General features: G+C 71.7%; 17 protein-coding genes. 10 read left to right on the top strand and 7 right to left on the bottom strand.

From position 1 onward, the window contains the following. The first annotated feature begins 4 nt into the window (after positions 1-4). Positions 5-2,074 carry an iron ABC transporter permease gene (locus AB0G47_RS15775; RefSeq protein ID WP_360769266.1) on the top strand — a complete coding sequence of 690 codons (2,070 nt, stop codon included), beginning with the start codon at positions 5-7 and terminating at the stop codon, positions 2,072-2,074. 39 nt (positions 2,075-2,113) lie between these two features. Here AB0G47_RS15775 and AB0G47_RS15780 read toward each other — a convergent pair whose 3' ends face one another. The 3 genes from AB0G47_RS15780 to AB0G47_RS15790 are packed head-to-tail and all read right to left on the bottom strand — an operon-like array spanning position 2,114 to position 4,732. Continuing rightward, a complete protein-coding gene (locus AB0G47_RS15780; RefSeq protein ID WP_360769269.1) occupies positions 2,114-3,148 on the bottom strand; it encodes an endonuclease/exonuclease/phosphatase family protein in 1,035 nt (344 codons plus the stop codon). Between the two features lie 26 nt (positions 3,149-3,174). After that, a complete protein-coding gene (locus AB0G47_RS15785; RefSeq protein ID WP_360769272.1) occupies positions 3,175-3,585 on the bottom strand; it encodes an ACT domain-containing protein in 411 nt (136 codons plus the stop codon). Between the two features lie 31 nt (positions 3,586-3,616). Continuing rightward, positions 3,617-4,732, bottom strand: a complete 1,116-nt coding sequence (locus AB0G47_RS15790; protein ID WP_360769968.1) for a M20 family metallopeptidase — start codon at positions 4,730-4,732, stop codon at positions 3,617-3,619. Positions 4,733-4,942: 210 nt separating this feature from the next. Here AB0G47_RS15790 and AB0G47_RS15795 point away from each other — a divergent pair, with 210 nt between their 5' ends. Continuing rightward, positions 4,943-6,190, top strand: a complete 1,248-nt coding sequence (locus AB0G47_RS15795) for a glycosyltransferase (RefSeq protein ID WP_360769274.1) — start codon at positions 4,943-4,945, stop codon at positions 6,188-6,190. Positions 6,191-6,749: 559 nt separating this feature from the next. Here AB0G47_RS15795 and AB0G47_RS15800 read toward each other — a convergent pair. Together AB0G47_RS15800 and AB0G47_RS15805 are read right to left on the bottom strand one after the other, a co-directional pair. Next, positions 6,750-7,790: a DUF6745 domain-containing protein gene (locus AB0G47_RS15800; protein WP_360769970.1), complete on the bottom strand. Its 1,041-nt coding sequence runs from the start codon at positions 7,788-7,790 to the stop codon at positions 6,750-6,752. 109 nt (positions 7,791-7,899) lie between these two features. Beyond that, on the bottom strand, positions 7,900-8,226 hold the full coding sequence (locus AB0G47_RS15805; protein WP_360769277.1) for a hypothetical protein: 327 nt from the start codon (positions 8,224-8,226) through the stop codon (positions 7,900-7,902). A 229-nt stretch (positions 8,227-8,455) separates the two neighbouring features. On the opposite strand from AB0G47_RS15805, the gene AB0G47_RS15810 reads away from it, so the two are divergent. From AB0G47_RS15810 to AB0G47_RS15840, 7 genes are all read left to right on the top strand, one after another. Further along, the gene (locus tag AB0G47_RS15810) at positions 8,456-9,418 is read left to right on the top strand and encodes an STM4015 family protein (protein WP_360769280.1); all 963 of its coding nucleotides are present in this window, start codon (positions 8,456-8,458) and stop codon (positions 9,416-9,418) included. A 27-nt stretch (positions 9,419-9,445) separates the two neighbouring features. Continuing rightward, the gene (locus tag AB0G47_RS15815; RefSeq protein ID WP_360769282.1) at positions 9,446-10,396 is read left to right on the top strand and encodes an STM4015 family protein; all 951 of its coding nucleotides are present in this window, start codon (positions 9,446-9,448) and stop codon (positions 10,394-10,396) included. Then, on the top strand, positions 10,377-11,690 hold the full coding sequence (locus AB0G47_RS15820) for an STM4014 family protein (RefSeq protein ID WP_360769285.1): 1,314 nt from the start codon (positions 10,377-10,379) through the stop codon (positions 11,688-11,690). The genes AB0G47_RS15815 and AB0G47_RS15820 overlap by 20 nt, the downstream gene beginning before the upstream one ends. A 67-nt stretch (positions 11,691-11,757) precedes the next feature. After that, positions 11,758-12,564 carry an STM4013/SEN3800 family hydrolase gene (locus tag AB0G47_RS15825; protein ID WP_360769973.1) on the top strand — a complete coding sequence of 269 codons (807 nt, stop codon included), beginning with the start codon at positions 11,758-11,760 and terminating at the stop codon, positions 12,562-12,564. Beyond that, complete coding sequence (locus AB0G47_RS15830) at positions 12,561-13,970, top strand: STM4012 family radical SAM protein (protein WP_360769288.1); 1,410 nt, start codon at positions 12,561-12,563, stop codon at positions 13,968-13,970. The genes AB0G47_RS15825 and AB0G47_RS15830 overlap by 4 nt, the downstream gene beginning before the upstream one ends. Before the next feature lie 11 nt (positions 13,971-13,981). Beyond that, entirely contained in the window at positions 13,982-14,839 is an 858-nt protein-coding gene (locus tag AB0G47_RS15835; protein ID WP_360769291.1) for an STM4011 family radical SAM protein, read from the top strand. A 98-nt stretch (positions 14,840-14,937) separates the two neighbouring features. Beyond that, positions 14,938-15,531, top strand: a complete 594-nt coding sequence (locus AB0G47_RS15840) for a dihydrofolate reductase family protein (RefSeq protein ID WP_360769294.1) — start codon at positions 14,938-14,940, stop codon at positions 15,529-15,531. On the opposite strand, the gene AB0G47_RS15845 is transcribed toward AB0G47_RS15840, so the two are convergent. Next, complete coding sequence (locus AB0G47_RS15845; RefSeq protein WP_360769296.1) at positions 15,524-18,490, bottom strand: FAD-linked oxidase C-terminal domain-containing protein; 2,967 nt, start codon at positions 18,488-18,490, stop codon at positions 15,524-15,526. The genes AB0G47_RS15840 and AB0G47_RS15845 overlap by 8 nt on opposite strands. A 61-nt stretch (positions 18,491-18,551) precedes the next feature. After that, the gene (locus AB0G47_RS15850; protein ID WP_360769299.1) at positions 18,552-19,718 is read right to left on the bottom strand and encodes an aminotransferase class V-fold PLP-dependent enzyme; all 1,167 of its coding nucleotides are present in this window, start codon (positions 19,716-19,718) and stop codon (positions 18,552-18,554) included. Between the two features lie 97 nt (positions 19,719-19,815). Between AB0G47_RS15850 and AB0G47_RS15855 the strand changes: the two genes are divergently transcribed. Beyond that, positions 19,816-20,595: an IclR family transcriptional regulator gene (locus AB0G47_RS15855; RefSeq protein WP_360769302.1), complete on the top strand. Its 780-nt coding sequence runs from the start codon at positions 19,816-19,818 to the stop codon at positions 20,593-20,595. The last annotated feature ends 91 nt before the right edge of the window (positions 20,596-20,686 follow it).

Below are 20,686 nucleotides of genomic sequence, written 5' to 3' on the forward strand. Positions count from 1 at the left end.
CGCCATGGCCGTCACCGCACCCACCACCGCGACCCGCGCGTCGACGGCGTCCAGGACGGGCGCGGCCGCGGTGACGGCCGGACTGCTGCTCGTGGTCGCCGTCCTCGCCGTCGTCGACGTCACGCAGGGCACGGCCGACGTCGGCGCGCACGAAGTGGTCAAGGCGCTCACCGGGCAGGCCGACGCGGGCGACTCCTCGGTCGTCATCGCATCGCGCCTGCCCCGGATGGCCGCCGGTCTGCTCGTCGGCATCTGCCTGGGCATGGCGGGCGCGGCACTGCAGGCCGTCAGCCGCAACGTGCTCGCCTCGCCGGACACCCTCGCGGTGAACGCCGGTTCCTACCTGGGGCTCGGCCTGCTCGCCATCACCGGTACGTCGCTGCCGCTGCTCGCCTCCTCCGGGGTCGCGTTCGTCGGCGGGCTCGCTGCCGCGGCGGTCGTGCTCGGCCTTTCCGGGCTCGGCACCGGCACCGTGCGCCTCGTCCTCGCCGGAAGCGCCCTCACCCTCGGCCTCGGCTCCATCACCGAAGCGCTGCTCCTGCTGTACCCCGAGGAGACGGACGGCCTCTATCAGTGGAACCAGGGCAGCATCGGGCAGAACGGCTTCAACGGCGTACTGCAGATGGCGCCCATCGCCGTGGCAGGACTCGTCGGTCTTCTGCTGCTCGCCCGCCGCGTCGACGCCCTGGCCCTGGGGGACGACGCGGCCCGCGGCCTTGGCGTCCCGGTCCGCTCCACCCGCGTCACGGTGGTGGTGCTCGCGGCGCTGCTCTCCGCCGCGGCGGTGACGCTCGCCGGGCCGATCGGGTTCGTGGGGCTCTGCGCACCCGCGCTGGTACGGCCGCTCGGCCGCAGGTTCAAGGGCTTCGTGCGGGCGCGCGGGACCATCCCGGTCGCCGGCCTGGTCGGCGCCGCTCTCGTCCTCGGTTCGGATGTGCTCCTGCGGGCCCTGATCACCGCCCAGACCGCGGTCTCGGTGCCCACGGGAGTCGTCACCAGCCTGGTGGGGGCCGTTTTCCTCATGGTGATGGCCGTGCGGGTGCGGGACACCGGAGCCGCCGACACGATGGACCGGCTGCGCATCCCGAGCCGGGCCGCCTTCCTGATCACCCTGGTCGTGCTGGTCGCCGTACTCGTCGGCCTGGCCATCGCCTCCGTGCTCCTCGGCGACGCCAAGCTGCTCCTTGGCGACGTGGTCAACTGGGCCCAGGGCCGGGCGGGTCAGACGACCTCCTTCGTGCTCGACACCAGGGTTCCGCGGGTGCTCGCCGCACTCTCCGCGGGCGCGGCGCTCGCCCTGTCGGGGACGCTCGTACAGGCGGTGACCCGCAATCCGCTGGCCGAGCCCGGCATTCTCGGTGTGTCGGGCGGGGCGGCGCTCGGCGCCGTGCTGCTCGTCACCACCGTGCCGCTCGCCGGGTCGTGGGGCATCGCGGGAGCGGCGTTCACCGGCGCCCTGCTCGCCTCCGCCGTCGTCTTCGGCCTGGCCGCCCGGGGCGGATTCCAGCAGAACCGTCTCGTCCTCGTCGGCATGGCCGTGGCCACCGGGACGACGGCACTCATCAGCCTGCTCATCGTCCTCACCGACCCGTTCAACGCGACCAAGGCGCTCACCTGGCTGTCGGGGTCGACCTACGGGCGGAGCCTGACCGACATCGCCCCGCTCGCCGTCGTGCTCGCCATCGGTGTGGCCGTGGCGTTCGCGCGGCGCACGGAACTCGACCTCGTCTCCCTCGACGACGACACCCCCCGGCTCCTCGGGCTGCGACTGTCCCGCGGACGCCTCGGGTTCCTCCTGCTGAGCGTGCTCCTGAGCGCGACCGCCGTCGCCGCCGCGGGCACCATCGGCTTCGTCGGGCTTGTGGCACCGCATGCGGCCCGCGCGCTCGTGGGACGCCGGCATGTGCGGGTGCTGCCGGTGGCCATGCTCCTCGGGGCGGCTCTCGTCGGCGTCGCGGATCTGCTGGGGCGCACGCTGATCGCGCCCGCGCAGCTGGGCGCAGGACTCATGACGGCGGTCGTCGGAACGCCGTACTTCATGCATCTGCTCTTCCGCAGCAGGGCCGGGCGATAGGGAATCCTCCGGGGGAGCCGACCGCCCCCCCCGGAGGCATCAGGGTTGAAGCCTGATGTCGGCGGCGATCGGCAGGTGGTCGCTGCCCGTGTCGGGCAGCGACCTGACGTGGGTGACGGTCGCCGCCCGGGTCATGACGTGGTCGATCCGGGACACGGGGAAGGCCGTGGGCCAGCTGAAGGCGAAGTCCCGCCCCACCGGGTCCATCCGTGAGGTGACCGGGTCCAGTCCCCGGTCGTCCGCCGTGCTGTTGAGGTCACCCAGCAGGATCACCCGGTCAAGGCGTTCCGCGGCGAGGGCCGCGCCCAGCAGCCCGGCGCTCTCGTCCCGCCTCCCGGAACTGAACCCGCTCCAGCCGACGCGGACCGAGGGCAAGTGGGCGACGTACACGGCGACATCGCCCCGTTTCGTCCCCACCCTCGCCCGCATCCCGCGCTGCCAGCCCTCCCCGATCCCCTTCGGCTTGATGTCCAGCGGCCGGACGTCCGACAGCGGGTACTTCGACCACAGGCCGACCGTGCCCTCGACCGCACGGTAGGGATACGTCGGTGCCAGCGCCCTCTCGTAGAGCGGCAGGGCGGACGGTGTCAGCTCCTCCAGGGCGACGAGTTCCGGTGCTGCCTCGATCAGGGCGCGTGCGGTGCCCGCCGGGTCGGCGTTCACGTCACTGACGTTGTGCTGGACCGCCGTGATGTCGTGGGCAGCACGGTCCGCCGGCAACAGCGGTCGGCCGAACACGCTCCCCCAGACGGCGACGGGGAGCAGCAGCGCCACCAGCGCGGTGGCCGAACGCCGGAGCAGCGCCGGCACGAGCAGCAGCGGGACGGCGAGACCGAGCCAGGGAAGAAACGTCTCCAGCAGGCTCCCGGCACGGCCGACGGCGTTGGGCACGGCGGAGGGGAACGCCAGCAGTCCGGCGGTGAGCACGGCGAGGCCGGCGAGCACCCGGCCGCGCTGCCAGGACGACCTGCCTGCCGCGTCCGTTCCCCAACGCGGCCGGCCGATGCGCCGCAGCCACGCCCCAGTGTCCGTACGCCGTTCCCGCGGTGCCGCCCCGCTCTCCACCCGCTGCATGCCTGCAACGACGCACGACTCTGTGATCAGGTTCCAGATCGGCCGCGCAGGGCCATGCCCTGGAGCAGGCGCACGGCTTCCTCCGCCCGCTCGTGGGGCACGAAGAGATGATCGTGGTGGAAACCGGCCACGACATTGCAGCTCAGCCCGGCCCCGGCGAGTTCACCGGCGATGGCGGCGGTGAGACCGACGGCCTCCAGGGCGGAGTGGACGCGCAGGGTGATCCAGCCCGCGACGTAGTCGTACGGGAGCCCTGCGCTGTCCGCTTCCTCCTGCCGCAGCACCAGTGTCAGGCCCTCCTCTTCCAGGACCGTGACCACCGGCTCGACACCCGGGGGAACAGTGCGCCCCGGGGCGAGGGTGAACACGTAGCGTCCCGGATTGAGTTGGGGCCGCATGCCGCTCAGCAGCTTCGCCAGGTCGGTTTCTCCAGACATGTCGGCATGCTAGCGGGAGGCCGTCGAACCGCTAGGCGGTGCTCGCCGGGCCCGAACCGCCGCGCAGTGCCTTCACCAGGCCGGTGACAAGGTTCGCCCGCTCGGTCATGGCGTCGATCACCAGGTATTCGTGGTCGGCGTGCGCGCCGCCCCCGACCGCGCCGAGGCCGTCGAGCGTCGGCACGCCAAGCGCGGCGGTGAAGTTGCCGTCGCTGCCGCCGCCGACCGCTCTGCCCTCGATGCCGGGGATCAACTCCCGCGCCAGGGCGATGAGTTCGGTCGACACGGACTCGGGCATCGGGGGCCGGCCGACGGCGCCCTCAACCGCGATCTCCGCCTCGTCGAGATGCGGGACCAGTGACGCGAAGGCGGACTCGATCCGTTCCTTCTCGTCGGCCGACTCGACGCGGACGTCGACGACGACGGTCGCCTCCGCGGGCACGACGTTGTCCAGGGTTCCCGCCGACGCGACGGTCGGGGTGACGGTCGTACCGATCTCGGGCCGGCCGAGGGCCGCGATGTCCAGTACCTGATGCGCCGCCTCGATCAGGGCGTTGACCCCGGCCTCGGGCTCGAGGCCCGCGTGCGAGGCCCGGCCCGTGACGGAGACCTGGAAGGTGCCGCAGCCCTTGCGGCCGGTCTTCAGGGTGCCGCCGTCGGCGGCACCTTCGAAGACGAGGACCGCGCCGCAGGCAAGGGCTCGTTCCTCGATGAGAGCGCGGGAGGAACGGGAGCCGACCTCCTCGTCGGCGGTCACCAGAATCTCGACGCCCGACCGGTCATCGAGCGCCGCCAGACCATGAATGGCCTGTACGAGGCCGCCGAGCATGTCAAAGACCCCGGGTCCTGTCGCCTTCCCGTCCTCGACCCTGAACGGACGGCGTGCGAGAGTGCCGAGCGGAAACACCGTGTCGTGGTGACCGAGGATCAGGACGCGCGGATCGCCGCCGCCCGACCAGTGGACATGCGGCCCGGCTTCGCTCTCGATAAGGACGGCCTGCCCGCCGACGCGGTTCTCGATGACGGCGGCGACGGCTTTGGCCGATGCCGTCAAGGCCTCCGTATCGCGCGACGGAGACTCGATCTCGACGAGTGTCCTGAGGTCATCGATCATCGCGTCGACACTCACATCGGCGCTTCTGTGCATGGTCACGTCGCCAGGGTACGCGGGCCTCTGAGGCCCCTTAAGTCTCAGAGGACGGAAAAAGGCAAGGAGAGCAATCGCTCCTTGCCACTTTCAACTTATAGCGCCCCATGGGGCTTGCGGCAAGGCCCCGGTCGTACCGCAGAATCTCCGGCCTGGGCAAGATTCCGCGCCCTGGGCAAGATTCCGCGGGAACGGCAAAGGGGAGTACGAATGCGCGTGTTGTTGGCTGCCTATGATTCGCGCGGAGGCGTCGAACCGCTGGTGGGGCTCGCGGTGCGGTTGCGGGAACTCGGCGCGGACGTGCTGGTGTGCGCGCCGCCGGACGAGGAGTTCACGCAGCGGCTTGCCGGAGTCGGCGTGGAGATGGTGCCTACGGGCAAGTCGGTGCGCGCATTGGCGACCGGTAAGACGCGGCCGACGGCGGCAGGCGTTCCCCGGCGCGCGGCCGAACTGGTCGTCGCGTTCTATGACAACGTCATCGCCGCTGCCGAGGGGTGCGATGTGGACGTAGTGGTGGCGACGGGCATCGTGCCCGCTGTGGCCGGTGTGAGGTCGGCCGCCGAGAAGCTGGGCATCCGCTATGTGTACGCGAGCCATCAGCCCGTCACGCTTCCGTCGCCGCACCACCCGCCGCTCGCGCGGCCGGGCCATCCGCTCCCGGAGGATGTGACCGACAACCAAGCGCTGTGGGACCAGGAAGCCCTGGACGCTCAGGCGGTGTTCGGCGAAGCGGTCAACACGCACCGGGCGTCGGTCGACCTGCCGCTGGTGGACAACGTCCGCGACCATGTCTTCACCGACCGTCCGTGGCTGGCCACGGACCCGGTCCTTGCGCCGTGGCCGCAGCCGGCCGACCTCGAAGTCGTACAGACCGGCGCGTGGGTGCTGCCGGACGAACGGCCGCTGCCCGCCGACCTGGTGGCGTTCCTCGACGCAGGCGCACCGCCGGTTTATGTGGGCTTCGGCAGCATTCCGATGCGCGATCCGGAGGACGTCGCCCGGGCTGCCATCGAGGCGATCCGCGCGCAGGGCCGCCGTGCGGTCGTCGGGCGGGGCTGGGCAGGACTCGCCCTGATCGACGACGCGGACGACTGCTTCGTCGTCGACGAGGTCAACCATCAGGCGCTGTTCCGCCGCGTGGGCGCCGTCGTCCACCACGGCGGCGCGGGCACCACGACGACGGCCACCTGGGCCGGCACGCCTCAGGTCGTGGTCCCCCAGTTCGGGGACCAGCCGTACTTCGCGGGCCGGGTGGCCGAGTTGGGCATCGGCGCGGCGCACGACGGTCCGACGCCGACCTTCGAGTCCCTGTCGACGGCGCTCAAGACGGCCCTGGCTCCCGAGACCGGCGCACGGGCAACTGCCGTGGCCGGCATGTTCCGCACTGACGGAGCGACGGTCACCGCGAAGCTGCTGATCGACATCGTCAGCGAGGAAGGTCGACCGGCTTCCGCGTGACGGGTGGCTGCGCCGGACGTTCCGCACCTGGAGTTCAAGGGCGGCAACGACATCGACGGGGAAGGCTGACTTCTGAGGCACGCGGCGATCCGGGCTCGGCCGGGTCCGGGCGGGTCCGGGCGGGTCCGGGCGGGTCCCGTCGAGTCCGGCCGGGTCCCGTCGGGTCCGTCCAGCCCCATCGAGTCCCGTCGTGTCCGGGCGGGTCCGGGCGGGTCCCGTCGGGTCCGTCGAGTCCGGTCGAGTCCGTTGAGTCCGGGCGGGTCCGTTGAGTCCGTCGGGTCCGTTGAGTCCGTCGGGTCCGGGCGGGTCCGTCCAGCCCATCGAGTCCGCCGACCGAGTCCCGTCGAGTCGGGGCGGGTCCCGTCGAGTCCGGACGGGTCCCGTCGAGTCCGGACGGGTCCCGTCGAGTCCGGCCGGGTCCCGTCGAGTCCGGCCGGGTCCCGTCGGGTCCGGGCGGGTCCGGTGCGAGTCCGGTGCGGGTCCGGTGCGGGTCCGGTGCGGGCCCGGGCGGGCCGGACCGTCGTTGCGTGCGCTGTCGGCACGTCCCGGGGCCTTCGGGTCAGGTCTGCCGGACCGGGTCGTACACGTCCGCGTGCAGGCCGAACGTCCAGGCCACGCCCTCCTTCGCCGTACGTGTCGTGGGTGGGACCCGCAGCCAGTAGGTGCGGCTCGTGCCGTCCGGTTCCGGTGTGGAGTTGATCACCTCGACCATCACGACGTCCTCGTCGCCGACCAGTTGGATGCGCCACAGCACGCCTGTCTCGTCGCGGTGCACGGGCACCGCGCCCGACTCGGCCAGGTAGCGGTCGTAGCCGTAGTGCTCCAGCATCACGCGGCGCAGTTCCGCGTTCTCCTCGGCGCGGATGCGCTCGGGGGTCAGCGCGGAGAGTTCGTCCAGGAACTCGCCCGGCACCGGCATCCCGCGCCAGGCGTGCAGGGCGAAGCCGTCGGGAAAGGCGAGTGCGGGGCCGTCGGCGCGGTCCAGGCGGCCTGCCTCGTCGCGGTGCAGTTCCGTGGGGCGTTCGCAGACGATCGCCTCGCGCTCGAAGGGCCACCACCAGCCCGCCGCGCGGGCCACGGCGGCGAGTCCGTCCAGTGGACTGCCCTCGGAGGTGTCGAAGGCGCACAGCCAGGCCGCCTCGTGCTGGCCGAGCACGGCGTCGAGCAGGACGAGGCGGATGGACACCTCGTCCTTGCCGCTGCCGTCGGCCAGTTCGTCCACCACGCCGGTGCGGATCCGGGAGGTGAGCGCCTGGGTGGTGTCCCAGAGGCGAGCGCCGGTCGCGTTCCAGCGTTCGCCCCAGCCGGCGGGCCCCAACTGCCCGTGCAGGCGATCGCGTTCGGCCGCCCATGGGTTGCTGCGGATCGTGTCGCGCACGCTGCGGCCCAGCGTTTCCCGCTCCGCCGTCACGAGTCGCACGGCCTCGCGGGGTGAAGCGGCCCAGCGGATGTGCTCGGGTTCGGGGAGCCCTGCCCTGCGGTAGGCCAGGCGCACCCCGGCCTCGGCCGCCGGGCGGTCCGCGGGTCCGGTGGCCGCCGTCACCTGCCGCCAGTGCCCCACATCCGGCTGCCGCAGGGATGTCCGCTCCACGGTCGTCATGTCGTTCGTCTCCTCCATGTCGTGCATGTCGTACCTGCCGTCCCGGTTTCCTGGTCGCCGCTTCGCTGTTGCCGCTCGTATGCCGCGCCGTCCTGCTTCGGCGCAGGGTTCAGTCGGCCACCAGGCGTACGGAACCCGGTACGTACTCGCGCTGCCGGACCACTCGGTACCAGCCCTTCGGCAGCGGGATCGCCGCATGTTCCTCGTGGACCACGCGCCCGCCGTCGGGCAGATGGAGCAGCATCGGGCCGAACGGGCCGGATTCGCGGAGGAGTTGTCCCGGTCCCACCACGGCGTGCGCGTGCCCCGTCACCTCGCCGAGGGCGAGCACGAGCCGGCCGCGCGCGTCCCGCGGCTCCTGCGGCGCGTCCGCGATGTGCGGCGGCAGCGCCGACTCCGCGACGGGCACGATCAGCACATCTCCCTGCCGGTACATGACTCTTCCCCTCCCCGCGGCGCCCGGTGCACCGCCCATGACACCGACCGTACGGCGAGGGTCTGACAACGGCCGTCGAGCGGCGGCCGGGCAGCGCTGTCGCGGCCCTGCGGCGCGCGTTGTCAGTGGGGCTTGGTAGAAATTCAGCACATCGGCCGATCGGTGCGAGCGCACGATCGCCTCAATTGAGCGTCGGCATCGGCGCGTCAGGATTCGGGAGCGGGCGGACATGACCATCGGTAACCATCTGGCGGAGCTGCACGGTCTGCCCGCCCATGACTTCCCGCAGGCCGACGAGAAGTCCACGGACGGTCTCCCGCCGGCCGATTCCGTGGCCTGGCGGATCTCCGTCGACTCGTACGAGAGCGAAGAGGAGTGGGAAGACGCCTTCGCCCGGTTCGCCGAGAGCATCGACCTCTCACAGGTGCGGGCGATCATCGTGGGCTCGTGGAGCGACGCGTACGACAGCGGGCCCGAGCCGGTGCTCGAAGCCCTGATCGGCGCGCGCGAGAAGCTGACCGCCCTGCGGGCCGTGTTCCTGGGCGACATGGTGATGGAGGAGTGCGAGATCTCCTGGATCAACCAAGGGAATGTCGGCCCGCTCCTTGACGCGTTTCCCGGGCTGCGGGAGTTCGGGGTGCGCGGCGGCCAGGGCCTGGAGTTCCCTGCGGTGCGGCACGAGCGTCTTGAGAAGCTCGTCGTCGAGACGGGCGGCATGCCGGCCGAAGCCGTCCGGGGTATCGCGGCGAGCGACCTGCCCGCCCTCGGACAACTCGACCTGTGGCTCGGCACGTCCGACTACGGCGGCGACGCCTCGATCGCCGACCTGGAGCCGTTCTTCGCGGGCACCCGGCTGCCGAGCCTGCTCCATCTCGCCCTGCGCAACAGCGAGATCCAGGACGAGATCGCCACGGCCGTGGCGTCCGCGCCGGTGGTGGCCCGCCTCGATGTCCTCGACCTGTCCATGGGCGTACTGACGGACGACGGCGCCACGGCCCTGCTTGCCGGACAGCCGCTCACCCACCTGAAGAAGCTCGACCTGCACCACAACTACCTGAGCGGCGCGGTGCGCACGCGCCTGCACGACTCCCTCGTCCCGGCGGGCGTCGAGGTCGACCTCGACAGGGACGACGCCGACGAGGACGCGGAGGACGACGGTACGGTCTGGCGCTACGTGGCCGTGGGCGAGTAGCGGACTTCGGGGAGCGGGGGGAACGCCATGGGGTATCCGACGGCGCATCTAGAGCAGTTTGACGGGCTTCCGGTTTTCACCTTCCCGTTCGAGGGTGACGACGCGGCGGACGAGCTGCCTCCGCCGGAGGCGGTTGCCTGGCGGTTCGACAGCTACGCGGGCGAGGAGGTCTTCGCGCGGCAGTGGCGGCGCTTCTTGGCTGCCGTGCCCCTGGAGAAGGTGCGTGCGCTGGTCATCGGCCCCTGGTGGGACGCGTACGACGAGGTAGGCATCGCTCCGGTCGTCGAACTGCTCTGCGCCGAGCGGGACGGGCTCGCGGGGCTGCGGGCGCTGTTCCTCGCCGATGTGCTGTCCGAGGAATCGGAGATCTCCTGGATCAAGCTGGGGGATCTGACACCTCTCCTGAAGGCGTTCCCCCGCCTGGAGACCCTCGGGGCGCGCGGCGGCGAAGCTCTGGTCCTTGAGCCGGTACGCCATGACTTCCTGCGCAGTCTGCGGTTCGAGTCCGGCGGTCTGCCCGCCGCGCCGGTCCGGGCGCTCGGCGCCTGCGAGTTCCCCGCGCTGGAACGCCTGGAGCTGTGGCTCGGCACGGACTGGTACGGCGGCGATGCGTCCGTGGCGGACGTCGCCCCGCTGCTCTCACCGGGCGGCCGGCTGCCCGCGCTGCGCCATCTCGGCCTCCAGAACAGCGACATCCAGGACGAGATCGCGGCGGCGGTCGCCGGGGCGCCCGTGGTGCCGCAGCTCGACTCCCTGGCCCTGTCCATGGGGGCCTTGAGCGACGAGGGCGGAGCCGCGCTGCTCGACGGGCAGCCGCTCACGCATCTGGGGGAGCTCGATCTGCACCACCACTTCCTCTCCGAGCCGATGGCGGCGCGTGTCCTGGACGCGCTGGAGCCGCACGGAGTGCGGGTGGATCTCCATCGTGCGCGTCCCCGGCTGCGATCGGGGGCCCGCTATGTCGCCGTCGGGGAGTAGCCGAGGGGCGGGCCCCGGCCCGCGGTTCGCGGTCGTCGGCAATCCGGAGAACCGCCGGGTGGGGCTGTTCGCCGCGGCCGTCCGGGCGGCCGCGCTGCCCGTACCCCGGGTCGTGCCGTGGCAGGACGTGCTGCGGGACGGCGGTGCGGCCTTCGCCGCGGACGAGATCGTGCGCCTCGAATCCCCGGGGGAGAACGCCGACGTCGACCGGGCGCTGCGGGGCGTGGACGACCCCACCCGCGTGGAGGGCAGCGGGCGTTGGTACGAGCGGTTCACCGCGGCCGTGCGGTCGCTGCGCGGCGGGGTGCGGCTCGATGACCCCGACGAGCTCGGTGTGCTCTTCGACAAGCGGCGCTGCCATGACGTGCTCGCCCGCGCGGGAGTGCCCGTTCCGGCCTCGCCCACGTCCGGCGCGACGGTGGCGGTGCGCGGCTGGGACGACGTACGCGATCTGATGCGCGAGCACCGCATGCCCCGGACCTTCGTCAAGCTCGCCCACGGATCCTCCGCTTCCGGGGTGCTGGCCGTCGAGACAGCGGGTCCCGGCCGCGTCCAGGCGACCACGTCCGTCGAGCTCGCAGACGGCCGGCTGCACAACTCCCTCCAGGTGCGCCGCTATCGGGACGAGCGGGAGATCGCCGCGATCGTCGACGGACTCGCACCCGACGGCCTGCACATCGAGCGCTGGCTGCCGAAGGCGTCGCTGGACGGGCGGGCGGCCGATCTGCGGATCGTGGTCGTCGGCGGCCGGGCCACACACGCCGTCGTACGCACCAGCCGCTCCCCTCTGACGAACCTTCATCTGGGCGGGGCACGCGGCGAGTTGTCCACCGCGATGGAGGCCGCGGGCGCTCGCTGGGCCGAGGCTCTGGAGACCTGCGAACGCGCAGCCGCCTGTTTCCCCGGCACGCTCTGCGTCGGCGTCGACCTGCTGCCGGCGATCGGCTGGCGCCGGTTCGCCGTAGGCGAGATCAACGCCTTCGGAGACCTGCTGCCACGCCTGACGGGCCTGCCGGGCAGCGGGGCGGAGGGGCTGGACACGTATGCGGCGCAGGTGGCCGCCGTACGACACGGTGCGACGTCCGCCTCGCAGGCACCGGAGCCCTTCGAGTCACCGCAGTCACCGGGCGATCCAGGCCCACGCCCGGGCCAGCGCCACCCCGCTGCACGGCACAGTGCGTCGGTCGCCTCGCAGCCAGTGGAGCCGCCGCAGCCGCGGCAGTCACCGCAACCGCCGGACGATTCTTGCCCGGCCCCGCATCACCCCGCAAGGAACCACCATGCAAGCCCCTGATCTCTCCCACGCGCCGGCCGCCGCCGGTGGGCACCCGGTAGCCGTCTCGGAAGGCGTCGCGGTCGACATGAACGAGGTCGTCGGGCGTGATGACCTTCTCCTCGTCACGCTCGACACCCTCCGCCACGACGTGGCCGTCGAGCTCGCCGCCGCGGGGCGCATCCCCAATCTGGCCCGCCATCTGCCCGGTGGCGCCTGGGAGAAGCGGCATGCTCCGGGCAGTTTCACCTATGCCTCGCACCAGGCGATGTTCGCCGGGTTCCTGCCCACGCCCGCCGCTCCCGGCCCGCATCCGCGGCTGTTCGCCGCGCGTTTCACGGGGAGTGAGACGACCGCCGGGCGCACCTTCGTCTTCGACACCCCCGACCTGGTGTCCGGCCTCGCGGACGCCGGCTACCGCACGGTGTGCGTCGGCGGTGTCGGCTTCTTCAACAAGCAGGGCGCGTTGGGCGGCGTACTGCCCGGTCTCTTTCAGGAGAGCCACTGGGAGCCGGAGTTCGGCGTGGCCTCGCCGACGTCCTTCGAGGCGCAGGTGGCGTGTGCCGAGAAGGTGGTCGCCGAACTGCCTCACGATCAGCGCCTGTTCCTCTTCCTCAACGCGGCCGCGCTGCACCAGCCCAACTGGTTCCATCTGCCGGGCGCCACCCGTGCGGCGGGCGACAGCCGGGCAACGCACGCGGCCGCTCTGGAGTACATCGACCGCCACATCGGGCGGCTGTTCGCCGCGCTGAGTTCGCGCCGCCGCTGCTTCGCCATCGTCTGCTCCGACCACGGCACGACATACGGCGACGACGGCTACACCGGCCACCGTCTGGGACACGAGGCCGTGTGGACGGTGCCGTACGCCCACTTCTTCCTGGAGCCGTCCGCATGAGCACCCCGCAGCACCTTCTCGACCCCACGGCGACGGCGACGGCAACAGCCACTGCCCCGCGCCCGTACCAGAGTTACGTCTACGCCTACCCGCACAAGACCGCCTACCGCCCGCTCACCGACCGCCCCGAGCTGCGTGCCCTGTGGGCAGGCGAACCCAAGGACGCGCTCTCCCTCTATCTGCACATACCGTTCTGCGAGGTCCGCTGCGGCTTCTGCAATCTGTTCACCCGCATCGGCGCCCCCGGTGAACTCACCACCCGCTACCTCGACGCGCTGGACCGGCAGGCCACCGCAGTGCGGGACGCGCTCGACGAGCAGGGCGGGGCGGCGGCGCCCCTTCGGTTCGCCAACGCGGCGTTCGGCGGCGGCACCCCCACCTATCTCGAGGCCGCCGAGCTGGAGCGGCTGTGCGACATCGCCGAGCGGCGCATGGGTGCCGATCTGCGCGCGATACCCCTGTCCGTCGAGGCGTCCCCGGCGACGGCGACCGCCGACCGGCTCGCGGTCCTCGCCGAGCGGGGTGCGACCCGGCTCAGCCTGGGCGTGCAGAGTTTCATCGACGCCGAGGCCCGGGCTGCCGTGCGGCCCCAGCGCCGCGCGGACGTCGATGCGGCGCTGGGGCGGATCCGCGACGCCCGCATCCCGGTGCTCAACATCGACCTCATCTACGGGATCGAAGGCCAGACCGAGGACACTTGGCGCACCTCCCTGGACGCCGCTCTCGCCTGGCGGCCCGAGGAGCTCTACCTCTACCCGCTGTACGTACGGCCGTTGACAGGTCTGGGCAAGCACGGGGCGGCGGCAAGCACGGCAGTCGACGCGGCGCTCGCCGATCGGGAGTGGGACGAGCAGCGGCTGCGGCTGTACCGGCAGGGCCGCGACCACCTCGTCGCCGAGGGCTATGTCCAGGTGTCGATGCGGATGTTCCGCCGCGCGGACGCGCCCCCGCAGGGTGCGGACGACTACGCCTGCCAGACCGACGGCATGATCGGCCTGGGCTGCGGCGCCCGTTCGTACACCTCGACGCTGCACTACTCCTTCGACTACGCGGTCGACCTGCGCGAGATCCGCACGATCATCGACGACTACACCGCCACGGAGGACTTCAGCCGCGCCGTGCACGGCCGCCGGGTCGACGGGGCGGAGGCCCGCCGCCGCCATCTGCTGCAGTCGCTGCTGCAGGCCGACGGCATGCAACTGGCGGAGTACCGCAAGCGGTTCGGCACCGACCCGGGCGAGGACTTCCCCGCCGAGCTGGCCGGCTTCGCCGAGCGTGGCTGGCTGGAGCGGGACGCCGCTGTGCTGCGGCTGACCCCGGAGGGCCTTGCGCACTCCGACGCGATCGGCCCCGTGCTGTTCTCCCCCGAGGTGCGCGCCGCGATGGCCGCGTACGAACTGAAGTGAGCGGGGCGAGCATGGACCTGACGATCCTGTACCGCGGCCCGCTGGCGTCGTGCGACTACGACTGCCCGTACTGCCCGTTTGCCAAGCGGCGTGACAGCACGGGCCAGTTGCGGGCCGACCGGGCGGCCCTTGAACGGTTCGCGGGGTGGGCCGGGCGGCAGACCGACGACCGTCTCTCCGTCCTCTTCACGCCGTGGGGCGAGGGCCTGGTCCGCTCCTGGTACCGGCGCGCACTGGTCGAGCTCTCCCACCAGCCGCACATCGACCGGGTCGCCATCCAGACCAATCTCAGCTGCCGTACGGACTGGCTTGCCGAGGCCGATCTGGACACGGTCGCACTGTGGTGCACGTATCACCCGGGACAGACGCCGTACGACCGCTTCCTCGCCAAGACACGTCAACTCGCCGAGCGGGGCGTGCGGTTCAGCGTCGGTGTCGTCGGCGTGGCCGGACACCTCGACGACGCCCGGCGGCTGCGCGCCGCGTTGCCCTGCGAGGTCTATCTCTGGGTGAACGCGGCGGAGGGCCACACCTACACCGACGCCGAGGCCGAACAGTGGACGGCCATCGACCCTCTGTTCCCCTACAGCCGCCACCCGCACCGCTCGGCCGGACTGCCCTGCCGTACGGGCGAGTCGGTCATCTCCGTCGACGGCGACGGCACGGTCCGCCGCTGCCACTTCGTCCGCAGCGAGCTGGGCAATCTCTACGACGGCTCCTACCGCCGCGCCCTGGAGCCACGCGCCTGCCCACTCACCGTGTGCGACTGCCACATCGGCTACGTCCATCTGGAGACGCTGCCGCTGTACGACGTCTTCGCGGGCGGGATCCTGGAGCGCATCCCCGCGGCCGGAGCAACTCCCGCATGACGGCGGCCGGGTACTGTGCCAGGTCAGTCGATCTTTGACGTGCCCGTCGGCCGACCGGTCGGCGGGCTGACCGACCTGCCACTCCACAGGAGGCCCCCATGCGCAAGCTCGTGTACTTCATAGCCGTCACCCTTGACGGATTCATCGCCGGGCCCGACGGCGCCGACCCCACGGGCCCCGACGGCTTCTGGCCGATCCCCGCCGACTACGTGCAGCACCTGGCCGCGGAGTATCCGGAGACCCTGCCCGCCCCGGCCAGAGCAGCACTGTCCATTACGGCAGAGGGCACCCACTTCGACACGGTCATCGAGGGACGCAAGACGTACGAGATCGGCGTGGCCGCAGGCACGACCAACGCCTACCCGCACCTGCGCCACCTGCTGTTCTCCACCAAGCTGACCGAGAGCCCCGACCCGTCCGTCGAGCTGGTCACCGGCGACGCGGTGGCGAAGGTAAGGGAGCTGAAGCAGGAGGAGGGCAAGGACATCTGGCTGATCGGCGGCGGCGAACTGGCGGGCGCCCTGTACGCCGAGATCGACCAACTGATCGTCAAGCTGGCCCCGTTGACGACCGGCGCCGGCATTCCCCTGTTCGGCCGCTCGACCGCCTTCGACCCGCACGTATGGAACCTCACGGACCACACCGTCCTGGACGGCGGAACCGCGTTCCTCACCTACACCCGCACTAGCTGACTGTTGTAGCCGCCTCCCGCAGGAGCTGGACCGGATGCCAGGCGTTGCGCTCCGTGCCGTGGAAAATCTGCTGACGGCAGGAGACGCCGGTGGCGACCACCACCGTGTCCGGGGATTCCGCCGCGATCGCGGGGAAGAGACGGTCCTGCCCGACCGTCATGGACACGTCGTAGTGCTCGGATTCGAAGCCGAAGGATCCCGCCATGCCGCAGCATCCGGCGTCCAGTTCGCTCACTGTCACGCCCGGGATGCGGCTGAGCAGGGCGACAGTCGCGGCCGTGCCGACCTCGGCCTTCTGGTGGCAGTGGCCGTGGTAGAGGAGCCTGCGGCCCGCGAGCCAGGAGTCCTCGCGCAGCCGCAGGCGCCCCTCGTCGATGGCCTCCACCAGGAGTTCCTCGACCTGGCGCACCCGGCCCGCGACATCCTTGACGGCCGTGTCGTCCGGCAGCAGCGCCCGGTGTTCATCGCGCAGCGTCATCAGGCAGGAAGGCTCGCACCCCACGATCGGCGAGCCGGGGTCGGTCGTGTCAGCGAGGGTGTGGGCCAGGTGGCGTGCCTTGTTCTTGGCGTCGTCCACCAGACCCTTGGAGAGGCTTGACCTGCCGCAGCAGCCGCCGCTCTCCAACCTGACCTGAAAACCGGCCCGTTCGAGGAGCTCGATGGCCGCCCTGCCGATGTCCGGCTCCGTGAACGTGGTGAAGGAGTCGGCGAGATAGGTGACGGTGCCCTGGGTGACGGGGTGCGCGGCCGGTGTGCGGCGGCGGAACCAGCGCAGCAGGTTGTGGCGCACGAAGACCGGCAGCGGCCGCGCCGGTGCGATGCCGGCCACGCGGTCCATGAGGCGGCGCACCGGTGCGATGCGCCCCGGCAGATTGGACAGCGGCGCGGTCGCCGAGCCCAGGCGGTTCAGCGTACGGATCGCTCCGAAGAGGCGGGAGCGCAGCGGCACTCCGTGGACGTCGTGGTGGTGCGAGAGGGTCTCGCTCTTGAGGGTTGCCATGTCGACGCCGAGCGGGCATTCGCTCTTGCACGCCTTGCACATCAGGCACAGGTCGAGGATCTCGTGCAGGCGTTCGTCGCCGAGCGCGGCCTTCGGGTCGGGCTCGGACAGGGCCTTGACCAGGGCGCCGGCCCGGCCGCGGGTGGAGTCCTCTTCCTTGCGGGTGGCCATGTACGAGGGGCACATGGCGCCGCTTCCGCTCTTGCGGCACAGGCCGATGTTCATGCACCGGTCGGCCGCCGCGCGCATGCCGCCCCCGCCCACGACCTCGAAGGAGAGCCGGGTCCGCAGGGGTTCGGCGGGCGGCAGGGCCGCGTCGCGCAGGCTCTGCGTCATCGGCGGCGCGTCCACGATCTTTCCGGGGTTGAGTACGCCGTGCGGGTCGAAGAGCCGCTTGACCTCGCGCATCGCCTCGTACAGCTGGTCGCCGAAGATCTCGCGGTTGAACTCGCTGCGCGCAAGGCCGTCGCCGTGCTCGCTGGAGTTCACGCCGCCGTACTCGGCGACCAGGTCCTTGATCTCCTCCGCGACGGCGCGCATCCGGCCCACGTCGGCGGGGTCGGCGAGGTCCAGGTAGGGACGGATGTGCAGACAGCCGACCGAGCAGTGGCCGTAGAAGCCCGCGCTCATGCCGTGCCGGTCGAGGACGTCCTTGAACCGGCGGGTGTAGTCGGCGAGATGGACGGGGTCGACCGCGGTGTCCTCGACGAAGGCCAGCGGGCGGCGGGTGCCTTCGCCGGCGGCCATCAGCAGGCCGAGCCCGGCCTTGCGCACCTTGAGGAGCGATGCCTGCTGGGCCGGGGTGACCGCCTGGAGGGTGTGGTAGCCGTGGCCGTGCCGCGCCCACAGTTTCGTCAGGCGCCGCATCCCGTCGAGGAGTTCGCCTTCGTCGTCGCCGGTGAAGGAGACGAAGAGCAGGGCTTCGGGAGCTCCTTGAAGGAGGTCGCCGAGCGCGGCGTACTCGATCTTGCGGCGGGACAGGTCGAGGATCGTGCGGTCCATCAGCTCCACGGCGGCCGGATCGCAGGCCAGCGCGTCCTCTGTGCCTGCGATGGCCTCGGCGACGGAGGCGAAGTGGCCCACGGCGATCACGGTGCGGCTCGGCTTGGGCACCAGGTCGACCAGGGCCCGCGTGGCCACGGACAGCGTGCCCTCCGAGCCGACGACGAACTTCGCGAGGTCGAAGGGGGCGTCATCGCGGGCGAGCCGGTCGAGGCGGTAGCCGCAGGCGCGGCGCCAGTGGGCGGGGAAGCCATCGGCGATCGCCGCGGCGTTGGCGCGGACGATCTCGGGCAGTTCGCGGTAGAGGGCCCCTTCGAGGGTCTCCTGCTTCGCGCGGCGGGCGCGTTCGGTCTCGTCGACGCGGCCGAGGCGGGCCCGGCTCGCGTCCGAGAGGACCACGTCGAGTTCGCGGATGTGGTCGATGGTCATGCCGTAGCGGACCGATCCGCTGCCTGCCGAGTTGTTGCCGATCATTCCGCCGATGGTGGCGCGGTTACTGGTCGAGGTGTCGGGGCCGAACATCAGGCCCCAGGGGCTCGCGGCGCGGTTCAACTGGTCCTGTACGACGCCGGGTTCGACCAGCGCGGTGCCGCTCTCCGGGTCCAGCTCCACGATCGCGTTCATGTGCCGGGACAGGTCGAGGACCAGGCCGGGGCCGACGGTCTGCCCGGCCAGGCTGGTGCCGGCGCCGCGCGGCACGACGGGGACCTGGTGGGCGGCGGCGGCCGCGACGGCTGCGGCGATGTCGTCGGCGTGCCGGGGGAAGACCACGCCCATCGGCGTGATCGCGTACATGCTCGCGTCGCGGGCGAACAGATGCCGGGTGTAGTCGTCGAAACGGACCTCGCCGTCGAGATCCTTGACGAGGGCCTGCTCGAGAGCGCGGGTCTGTTCCTTGTCTTGTTCCTTGCCTGCGGGGTCGTCGTCCGTGCTGTTCTCGCGGGTGGTGACGGTCATGCGCGGCAACCTCCTCTGCTGGGTGGGGAGTTCGGCGGCGTCACTCGACGCTTCGGCGGCGTCACGAGTCGCGCAGGACGTCCAGGGCGGCGGTGAGTCCGTTCGGGTCGATGCGTACGCCGGCCAGTTGGAGGCCCAGTTGGACGCCGGCGAGGGTGCCCGCGAGGGTCAGGTCGTTGAAGTGGCCGAGGTGGCCGATGCGGAAGACCCGTCCGGCGAGCCTGCCGAGCCCGGCGCCCAGGGACATGTCGAACCGGTCGAGGATGACCTCGCGCACCTTGTCGGCGTCTTCGCCTTCGGGCATGAGAACCGCGGTGAGCGAGGAGGAGTACTCCCGTTCGTCGGCACAGAGGACCTCAAGTCCCCAGCCGCGTACGGCGGTTCGGGTGGCAGCCGCGTGCCGGTCGTGCCGGGCGAAGACCGCGGGCAGCCCTTCGGCCCGGAGCATGCGCAGCGCCTCGGCCAGGCCGTAGAGGAGGTTGGTGGCGGGGGTGTAGGGGAAGTAGCCGCGCTTGTTCGCGTCGATGACGGGCTGCCAGTCCCAGTACGACCTGCGCAGTCCCGCCGTGCGGGAGGCGGAAAGGGCCTTCTCGCTGACGGCGTTGAAGCTCAGGCCGGGCGGGAGCATCAGGCCCTTCTGGGAGCCCGCGACGGTGACGTCGACGCCCCATTCGTCGTGCCGGTAGTCGATCGAGCCGAGCGAGGAGATGGTGTCGACGAGGAGCAGCGCCGGGTGTCCGGTCGCGTCCATCGCCCGCCGGATCTCGGGGACGCGGCTGGTCACGCCGGTCGAGGTCTCGTTGTGCACCACGCAGACGGCCTTGATGGTGCGGGCGGTGTCGGCGGCGAGGCGTTCGGCGACGGCCTCGGGGGCGGCGCCGTGGCGCCAGTCGCCGGGCACGAAGTCAACGTACAGGCCGAGGGTGGTGGCCATCTGCCGCCAGAGCGTGGCGAAGTGGCCGGTCTCGACGTGCAGGACGCGGTCTCCGGTGCTGAGCGTGTTGACCAGCGCCGCTTCCCAGGCGCCGGTGCCGGAGCCGGGGAAGATCACGACGGGTCCTGTGGTGCCGAAGACCGGCCCGAGGCCGGCGAGCAACTCCGTGGTGAACGCGGCGAATTCGGGGCCGCGATGGTCGATGGTGGGCGCCGCGATGGCGCGGAGCACCCGGTCGGGGACGTTGGTGGGGCCCGGTATCTGCAAGAAGTGCCGCCCGGACTGAGAGGTCACTGTGGCCAACTCCCTTGAGAAGCGTGCTGCATTGTGGCACGGTGTGTCATAAGGTGGCACGCCGGAGCATAGGAGCCGACACAGGGGGAGTCAACGGATGCAGAGCGTTCTCAACGCACTTCGGGTGCTCGAAGAGGTGGCCGCGCGCCAGCCCGTCGGCGTCGCCGACCTGGCCCGCGCCCTGGAGCTGCCCAAGAGTTCGGCGCAGCGCGCCCTGCGCACGCTGCACACGGCGGGCTGGATCCGGCCGGCCGGCGGCGAGGTCACGCGGTGGGCGCTGACCACCAAAGCGCTGCAGGTCGGGCGGCGCGCCACCGGGGAGTTGAGCCTGCGTGACGTGGCCGTGCCGATCATGGAGGAGCTGCGGCGGCGCACCGACGAGACGGTGCATCTGACCGTCCCTGACGGCGAGTCGGTGGTCCTGATCGAGCGCCTGGAGACCTCCAAGCCGGTGCGGATCATCCTGGCTCTGGGCACCCGGCTGCCCATCCACGCCTCCGCGAACGGCAAGGCCGTGCTCGCCTCCCGCTCCGCGGAGGCGATCGATGGTCAACTGGCCGCCGGGCTCGAAGAGTTCACCGATACGACCATCACGGACCGGGAGGCGCTGCTGGCCGAGCTCGCGCTGATCCGGGAGCGGGGTTACGCCACCAACGGCGGCGAGTGGCGCAGTGACGTGTCGGCGGTCGCCGCCCCGGTCCTGGACGAGGTGGGTTCGCCGGTGGCGAGCATCAGCGTCAATATGCCGACGAGTCGGATGACGGAGGAGTCGAGCGCCGCGTATGGGGTGCTGGTGAGGGAGACGGCGTTGCAGGTCGGCGCCGCGTTGAGGCAGTTGCCGGAGCGGGCGTCGGGCGGGCCTGCAGCCGGGCGCTAGCGGCTCCGCCGGGGGGCCGTATTCGCCTGCGGGTCCGTGGGGGCTGGTCGCGCAGTTCCCCGCGCCCCTTACGGGGCGCACCCCCTTGACG

This window comes from Streptomyces sp. NPDC021622, from assembly GCF_040640795.1.
Taxonomy (GTDB): Bacteria; Actinomycetota; Actinomycetes; order Streptomycetales; family Streptomycetaceae; genus Streptomyces.